Annotated in this window: 9 protein-coding genes; 5 read left to right on the top strand and 4 right to left on the bottom strand. The window is 70.2% G+C overall.

Going from position 1 to position 7,102, the window contains the following annotated elements:
* The 3 genes from ilvC to L0H79_RS19230 all read right to left on the bottom strand — a co-directional run.
* Window positions 1-748 (bottom strand): ketol-acid reductoisomerase (ilvC, locus tag L0H79_RS19240; RefSeq protein ID WP_301486256.1); only part of this gene is annotated, 748 nt, incomplete at its 3' end.
* A gap of 120 nt (window positions 749-868) precedes the next feature.
* Complete coding sequence (gene ilvN, locus L0H79_RS19235; RefSeq protein ID WP_301486255.1) at window positions 869-1,381, bottom strand: acetolactate synthase small subunit; 513 nt, start codon at window positions 1,379-1,381, stop codon at window positions 869-871.
* Window positions 1,382-1,386: 5 nt separating this feature from the next.
* The gene (locus tag L0H79_RS19230; RefSeq protein ID WP_301486257.1) at window positions 1,387-3,186 is read right to left on the bottom strand and encodes an acetolactate synthase large subunit; all 1,800 of its coding nucleotides are present in this window, start codon (window positions 3,184-3,186) and stop codon (window positions 1,387-1,389) included.
* Between the two features lie 543 nt (window positions 3,187-3,729).
* Here L0H79_RS19230 and L0H79_RS19225 point away from each other — a divergent pair.
* A complete protein-coding gene (locus tag L0H79_RS19225) occupies window positions 3,730-4,599 on the top strand; it encodes a GNAT family N-acetyltransferase (RefSeq protein WP_301486254.1) in 870 nt (289 codons plus the stop codon).
* Window positions 4,600-4,687: 88 nt separating this feature from the next.
* Window positions 4,688-5,317: a hypothetical protein gene (locus tag L0H79_RS19220; protein WP_301486253.1), complete on the top strand. Its 630-nt coding sequence runs from the start codon at window positions 4,688-4,690 to the stop codon at window positions 5,315-5,317.
* 173 nt (window positions 5,318-5,490) lie between these two features.
* On the opposite strand, the gene L0H79_RS19215 is transcribed toward L0H79_RS19220, so the two are convergent.
* Window positions 5,491-5,724 (bottom strand): hypothetical protein, encoded by a 234-nt coding sequence (locus tag L0H79_RS19215; protein WP_301486252.1) that lies wholly within the window; start codon window positions 5,722-5,724, stop codon window positions 5,491-5,493.
* Window positions 5,725-5,904: 180 nt separating this feature from the next.
* On the opposite strand from L0H79_RS19215, the gene L0H79_RS19210 reads away from it, so the two are divergent.
* The 3 genes from L0H79_RS19210 to L0H79_RS22305 are packed head-to-tail and all read left to right on the top strand — an operon-like array spanning window position 5,905 to window position 6,830.
* Window positions 5,905-6,207, top strand: a complete 303-nt coding sequence (locus L0H79_RS19210; protein WP_301486251.1) for a hypothetical protein — start codon at window positions 5,905-5,907, stop codon at window positions 6,205-6,207.
* A 12-nt stretch (window positions 6,208-6,219) separates the two neighbouring features.
* Complete coding sequence (locus tag L0H79_RS19205; RefSeq protein WP_367652497.1) at window positions 6,220-6,711, top strand: response regulator transcription factor; 492 nt, start codon at window positions 6,220-6,222, stop codon at window positions 6,709-6,711.
* Window positions 6,705-6,830 (top strand): helix-turn-helix transcriptional regulator, encoded by a 126-nt coding sequence (locus tag L0H79_RS22305; RefSeq protein WP_367652496.1) that lies wholly within the window; start codon window positions 6,705-6,707, stop codon window positions 6,828-6,830. The genes L0H79_RS19205 and L0H79_RS22305 overlap by 7 nt, the downstream gene beginning before the upstream one ends.
* Window positions 6,831-7,102: the final 272 nt, after the last annotated feature.

The raw sequence follows: 7,102 nt of genomic DNA, 5'->3' as shown, positions 1-7,102 counted from the left end.
ACCAGCGCTGCTTGGCGATGCCGCCCTCGATCATGAGGTCGACGATGAGCTTGAGCTCGTGCAGGCACTCGAAGTAGGCGACCTCGGGCTGGTAGCCCGCCTCGACGAGCGTCTCGAAGCCGTACATGACGAGCTGGCTCGCCCCACCACAGAGCACGGCCTGCTCACCGAACAGGTCGGTCTCGGTCTCCTCGGTGAAGGTCGTCCTGATGCCGCCGGCCCGCAGGCCGCCGATCGCCTTGGCGTAGCTCTTGGCGAGGTCCCAGGCCGACCCCGAGGCGTCCTTCTCGACGGCGAGCAGCACAGGCACGCCTCGCCCGTCGACGAACTCGCGCCGGACGATGTGGCCGGGACCCTTGGGCGCGACCATGAGCACGTCGGCGTCGGCCTCCGGCGTGATGTAGCCGAAGCGGATGTTGAAGCCGTGCCCGAACAGCAGCGCCGCGCCGGGCTTGAGATCGGGCTTGATGTCGTTCGCGTAGACAGTGCGCTGCACCTGGTCGGGCGTGAGGATGACGACGAGGTCGGCCTGCTTGACTGCGTCGGCCACACTCAGCACGGTCAGCCCCTCGGCCTCGGCCTTGGCCTTGCTCCTGCTGCCCTCGGCGAGCCCGACGCGCACGTCGACGCCTGAGTCGCGCAGGTTGAGCGCATGGGCGTGGCCCTGGCTGCCGTAGCCGATGACGGCGACCTTCTTGCCCTGGATGACGGACAGGTCGGCGTCGTCGTCGTAGAACATCTCAGCCATCGTGGCCTTCTCCTTCGGTTGGGGGTCTCGACAGTGAGTATGCCGCTCAGCCCGGACCCACGGCCCGGCGGCCCAGCACGTGGTCGGGTTGCGCGCTGGTCAGGTTACGCGCTGGTCGGGTTACGCGCTCCTGAGCGAGCGATCGGTGATCGAGCGCGAACCCCGCCCCATCGCGACGACCCCGGACTGCACGAGCTCCTTGATACCGAACGGCTCGAGCACGGCGAGGAAGGCGGTCAGCTTGTCGGACGATCCCGTCACCTCGATCGTCAACGCATCGGGGGCGACGTCGACGACCTTGGCCTTGAAGAGGTTCACGGTGTCGACGACCTGGCTACGGCTGGTTGCGTCGGCCCGTACCTTGACGAGGCAGATCTCGCTGTGGACCGCGGCCGCCGTGTCGAGCTCGACGACCTTGAGCACCTCGACGAGCTTGTTGAGCTGCTTGGTGACCTGCTCGAGCGCCCCCGCCTCGACCTCGACCACCACCGTCATCCTCGAGATCTCCTCGAGCTCCGTCGGGCCGACCGCGAGCGAGTCGATGTTGAAGCCGCGACGGGAGAAGAGCGAGGCGACTCGGGCCAGGACGCCCGGCTTGTTCTCGACCAGGACCGACAACGTGTGCTTGCTCATCTGGGTCACTCCTCGCGCTCCCACACCGGCGCCTCGTCTCGGGCGTTCCGGATCATGTCGTTGCTGACGCCCGCAGGCACCATCGGCCACACCATGGCGTCACGGTGGACGATGAAGTCGATGACGACCGGTCTGTCGTTCGTCTCGAGCGCCTGCGTGATGGCGGCGTCGACGTCCTCGGCCTTCTCGACCCGCAGGCCAAGGCAGCCATAAGCCTCCGCGAGCTTGACGAAGTCGGGGATCCGCTCGCTCGTCGTCTGCAGGTCAGTGTTCGAGTAGCGCTCCCCGTAGAAGAGGGTCTGCCACTGGCGGACCATGCCGAGCGAGCTGTTGTTGATGATGGCGACCTTGATGGGGATGTCGTTGATGGCGCAGGTCGCGAGCTCCTGGTTGGTCATCTGGAAGCAGCCGTCTCCGTCGATCGCCCAGACCGTGCGGTCGGGCTCGGCCACCTTCGCGCCCATGGCGGCGGGGACGGCATACCCCATCGTCCCGAGCCCACCCGAGTTGAGCCAAGCGTTCGGGCGTTCGTACCGGACGAACTGCGCGGCCCACATCTGGTGCTGGCCCACGCCGGCGACATACGTCCCCTCCGGGCCGGTCAGCGCACCGATGCGCTGGATGACGTACTGAGGCGAGAGCGCACCGTCCTCGCTCTCGGTCCAGCCGAGCGGGAAGGTCTGCTTCCAACCGGTGACTCGCTGGCGCCAGGCCGCGTAGTCCCAGGCACCCGGGTCGTCTGACCCGGCCCTGCGGTCGGCCTCGACCTGGTGGATCAGGTCGGTGATGACCTCACCGGCGTCACCGACGATCGGGACGTCCGCGACGCGGTTCTTGCCGATCTCGGCCGGGTCGATGTCGGCGTGGATCACCTTGGCGTGCGGGGCGAAGCTGCTGAGCTGGCCGGTGACGCGGTCGTCGAAGCGGGCGCCGAGCGCGATGATGAGGTCGGACTTCTGCAGGCCGGTCACCGCAGCGACCGTGCCGTGCATGCCCGGCATACCGAGGTTGAGCGGGTGGCTGTCGGGCACGGTGCCGCGTGCCATGAGGGTGGTCACGACCGGGATCTGGGTCAGGTCGACGAGCCGGCGCAGCTGTTCGCTCGCGTGGCCCCGCACGACCCCGCCGCCGACGTAGAAGATCGGGCGTTCGGCTGCTGCCATGAGGCGCGCCGCCTCGCGGATCTGCTTGCCGTGCGGATGCGTCACCGGGTGATACCCGGGCAGGTCGAACTTCGGTGGCCACGAGAAGGTCGTGGTCGCCTGGAGGGCGTCCTTGCTGATGTCGACGAGCACGGGGCCGGGCCGACCGGTGCGGGCGATGTGGAACGCCTCGGCAATGATCTGGGGGATCTTGGCCGGGTCCGTGACGAGGTAGTTGTGCTTGGTGACCGGCATCGTGATGCCGCGGATGTCGGCCTCCTGGAAGGCGTCGCTGCCGATCGCGGCGCTCGGCACCTGCCCGGTGATCGCCACGATCGGCACGGAGTCCATGTGGGCGTCGGCGATCGGTGTGACGAGGTTCGTCGCGCCGGGACCGGACGTCACCATGCACACGCCGACCTTGCCGGTGGCGGAGGCGTAGCCCTCGGCGGCGTGCCCGGCCCCCTGCTCGTGCCGCACGAGGATGTGCCGGACCTTCGTCGAGTCGAGCATCGGGTCGTAGGCCGGCAGGATCGCGCCGCCCGGGATGCCGAAGACGGTGTCGACCCCGACGGCCTCGAGAGCGAGGACGAGCGACTGGGCCCCGGTGACCTCGACGACCTGCCCCGGCGCTGCCTGGGTGCTGGGCCGGGTACGGGCCATCGAGGCCACGTCCGCCGGCGAGGGCGCCTGCTTGGTGGTGTCGCTCACGTTCGTATCGCTTTCTCGAATGTATTGGTGTGGCCCGGTTGGTCCACGTACGTGTCCACAAAAAAACCCTCCGGTCCGATTGGGACCAAAGGGGCAAGCGCGCTGACCGGGTACTGGTCGGCGCGCTAGGGAAGTACGAGGATTCGGGCCACGCTCCAACCGTGCTCCACTCCCCCCGGGGTGTCAATCGGTCCAACGGGCCATCTCACCATGTGACCTTGTGATCTCACGCACCGTCGCCTCCCGCCTTCTCCACCCGCGGCCCCTCCCGCGAACGAACTGTTCGGGGTTGAACGTGGTGGTAGACCGGTCAGTTCGGCCCCGAACGGTCCGTTCGGGAAATTGGGTGGAATGGGTGGGGTTCGCTCGCCACACTCGTGCACATCATCATCGTCGTCACCGCACAACCTGGGGGATGCCGTGTCCGCGCCACCTGACGGAAGGTCCGCCATCAACGACCTGGGCCTTGAGCGATACTCCGCGCGGCCCCTGACGATGGACGACTCCCGGGGGGTCTTCGAGCTCATGGCGGCCGAGGAGCTCGAGGGCCTCGGCGAGGTCGCCATCGAGGAGGCCGACATCATCGGCGACTGGCAGCGGCCGAGCTTCGACCTGACCAGCCAGACGATCGGGGTGCTGGCCGGCGACCGGCTGGTCGGCTACGCGGAGGTCGCGACGGGCGGGCGGGCCGATGCCTCCGTGGCGGTCGACCACCGCGGTCGGGGCATCGGCACGGCCCTGGCCCGCTGGACCCGGCGGGTCGCCGGCCGGGACGGCAGCGACAGTGTCGGGATGCCCGTGCTGGAGGGGTCGCCGGGTGAGGCGCTGCTGCGGGGCCTCGGCTACCGGGTGCGCTGGACGTCGTGGGTGCTCGCGCTGCCCGGGGGCAGCGGGATCGAGCCGCAGCCCGTTCCGGACGGCTATGGCATCCGCCAGGCCGACGGCGAGCAGGACCATCACCGCGTCCATGAGGTGGTCGAGGACGCGTTCCTCGAGTGGGCCGACCGGGATCGCGAGAGCTTCGAGGACTTCGCTGCGGTCGTGACTCGCCGGCCGGGGTTTGAGCCGTGGAACATTCGCCTGATGACGGACCCCGGTGGCGAGGTCGTCGGGGCCTGCATCGTCCAGCTCTCCGAGGGGTGCGGGTACGTCAGCCGCCTGGCCGTGCGCCGGGACCAGCGCGGCCTCGGCCTGGCTCGGGCGCTGCTCGTCGACTCCTTCGCCGCGGCCCGCGAGCACTGCGCGACCCGGTCCGAGGTGGCGACCGACTCCCGGACCGGCGCGCTCGGGCTCTACGAGAAGGTCGGCATGGTGGTCACCTCGACCTGGCTGAACCTGGCGATCGACACCTCCGGGCGGCGCTGACCCTGTCGCACTCGTTCCACCCGCGGTGGGAGCGGGTTCCGACGTGGGGAGGAGGCGCCGTAGCGCCCCACGTTCCTACTGTCGAGGCATGACCAGTACCACCTCCCGCTCCGACGACTTCGCGCTCCTGGCCCCCGGGCTCGCTCTCGGTGGACTCGACGGCTGGCTCCTCTCGCCGTACATCACGGCAAGCGCCGTGAGTCCCGTACAGCGCAACTGGGTCGGGCTGCTCGGCACCGCTCCGGCCGCAGCGGGCCTGTTCGCCCTCGCCCTCGGAGTCGCCGTCGGAGCCGTCGTGCGGCGGGTCATCCCGGCGATGGCCGTCACGCTCGCGGTCTTCGTGCCGGTCCGGGTCGTCTGGGAGCAGCTGCGCTACCAGCTGGTTTCGGCGGTGCGGGTGACCTATCCGATCCAGCGGTCGCGTCCCACGGGGGTGTCCCGGCAGGACTGGCGCCTGGACCTCAGCTCGCTGGCCGACGGGTTCGGGCGACCCGTCGGCCAGCAGCAGGTCGCCGCGTGGTGTGGCGGCGTCACGGACGGCGGTGGCAAGGGTGGGCTGATCGCGTGCCTGACATCGCACGGTGCGCAGCAGGTGGACACCTACGTCCGGGCGAGCCAGTTCTGGCACCTCCAGATCCTCGACGTCGTTGTCTTCGTCGGACTCGCCCTCCTCGTGCTCGCCTTCGCCTGGCGCACCGTGGTCCGGCTGGCCGACTGACGCCTATGCTCACGACTGTGGCCATCGAGCCCGAGAGCCGCCTCCCGACACGCCCGCTTCGCCGGGCCGGGACCACGCCGCTCGACGTCGGCTCGAGCACCGCACTCGTCGTGCTCGTCGCCGCTGTCGGCGTGACGAGCACCGACCCGTTCCCGGTCGGGGCCGGCGCGGCGTCACCTCCTGCGGCCCGCCCCCGTCGCGGTCCTGGTCATCGTCGCCGCATGTCTGGTGGTCGCCTGCTTCATGGCCACGGCCCACTCACGGTATCCGTGGCTGGGCCCGGTGTTCCTCGTGGCTGCGGTCGCGCCGTTCGCCGCCACGAGCCGGCTCGCGATCGCGCCTGTGGTCGTCCCCTTCCTGGCGCTGGCCAGCGCCGGGCTCGCGGGGCTCGCGTTGCGGTCACGCACGCGTGAGGCCCTGGCCTGGCGGGCCGCAGCGGCGCGGGCCGCCTCTGAACGGGACCTCGCCCACGACGTCCGCCGTTGCCGCGGGGCAGCTCGCCACTGTGGAGCAGAGCGGCCGGATGGCGCTCACGGAGCTGCGCGGGATGCTGGGACTGCTCCGGACCAGCGACCGGGGTGACGGGGATGACGTGCCAGCGGGACTCGGGGGGGCTGGCGGAGCTCACCCAACGGGTCATCGCGGCAGGGCTGCCGGTCGCCGTGGAGGTCAGGGGCGCGGACGGCGCCGTGCCCCGCGAGGTGGACTGGGCGGCATACCGCATCGTCCAGGAGGGACCCCCGCCTGCGCGGGCGCAGGCCTCTCGTGACGGGCGAGGGCTGGTCGGGATCCGCAAGCGGGTGGCCTTCCTCGGCGGGACGATCCACGTCGACGATGCCCCCCGGACGTGGACGGTCGGTGACCGTCTCGCTGCCGCTTCGAGCCCGTGAAGGCGAGCCCTCATGATCCGGCTTGTCATCGTCGACGACGACGCGATGGTGCGCACTGGCCTGCGAATCATCCTGGACGCCGCCCCAGACCTCACCGTCGTCGGCGAGGCGGGCGACGGCGCGGCGGGCGTCGGCGCGGCGGGCGTCGAGCAGGTGCTGCTCGCACGCCCGGACATCGTCCTGCTCGACGTGCGGATGCCCGGGATGGGCGGGCTCACCGCCCTGCGAGCGATGCTCTCCGAGGGCGCGCCGTGGAAGGTCGTGATGCTGACGACCTTCGACGTGGACGAGTACGTCTACGCGGCCCTCGATGCCGGTGCGAGCGGCTTCCTGCTCAAGGACGTCTCGCCCGAACGGCTCGTCTCGGCCGTGCGTCACGTCCTGACCGGCGACGTCCTGCTCGCACCCGAGATCACGACCCGCTCGTCGCCAAGGGAACGCGCCGGGATCGGGCCGCGGCGACCATGCTGTCCCGGCTCACCGACCGCGAACGAGAGGTGCTGACGCTCGTCGGACAGGGCCTGACCAACTCGGAGATCGCCGCGCGGCTCGTGCTGGGCGAGGCCACCGTCAAGACGCACGTGGGCAGCGTCTTCGCCAAGCTCGATCTGCGAGACCGGTAGACGCCGTCATCGTGGCGTACCGAACCGGCTTGGTCTGACGCCGGCGACGGTTACTGGGCAGTACGACACAACAAGTCAGGCCCGTGGCCGCATTCCGTGCTTGACGAGGACCTCGGCCGGGGACATGTTGTGTCCTTCGGTACGGGCGCTCCGGGCCTCCCTCGTGTCCTCACGCCGTCGTCGTCAGTCGAGCCTTTTGCGACCGACTCCTCGGCGCTCCGGGCCTCACTCCTTCGTCGCTCGTGTCCTCACGCCGTCGTCGTCAGTCGAGC

This window comes from Intrasporangium sp. (assembly GCF_030452765.1).
Lineage (GTDB): Bacteria > Actinomycetota > Actinomycetes > Actinomycetales > Dermatophilaceae > Intrasporangium_A.
This window is presented reverse-complemented; position numbering and strand designations above follow the sequence as displayed.

What these genes read in the sequence shown, in the direction of transcription:
- L0H79_RS19225 (WP_301486254.1), top strand. Translation starts at nt 3,730, where the DNA reads ATGGACGACTCCCGGGGGGTCTTCGAGCTCATGGCGGCCGAGGAGCTC.
- L0H79_RS19230 (WP_301486257.1), bottom strand. Translation starts at nt 3,186, where the DNA reads ATGGCCCGTACCCGGCCCAGCACCCAGGCAGCGCCGGGGCAGGTCGTC.
- L0H79_RS19220 (WP_301486253.1), top strand. Translation starts at nt 4,688, where the DNA reads ATGACCAGTACCACCTCCCGCTCCGACGACTTCGCGCTCCTGGCCCCC.
- ilvN (WP_301486255.1), bottom strand. Translation starts at nt 1,381, where the DNA reads ATGAGCAAGCACACGTTGTCGGTCCTGGTCGAGAACAAGCCGGGCGTC.
- L0H79_RS19210 (WP_301486251.1), top strand. Translation starts at nt 5,905, where the DNA reads ATGACGTGCCAGCGGGACTCGGGGGGGCTGGCGGAGCTCACCCAACGG.
- L0H79_RS19205 (WP_367652497.1), top strand. Translation starts at nt 6,220, where the DNA reads ATGATCCGGCTTGTCATCGTCGACGACGACGCGATGGTGCGCACTGGC.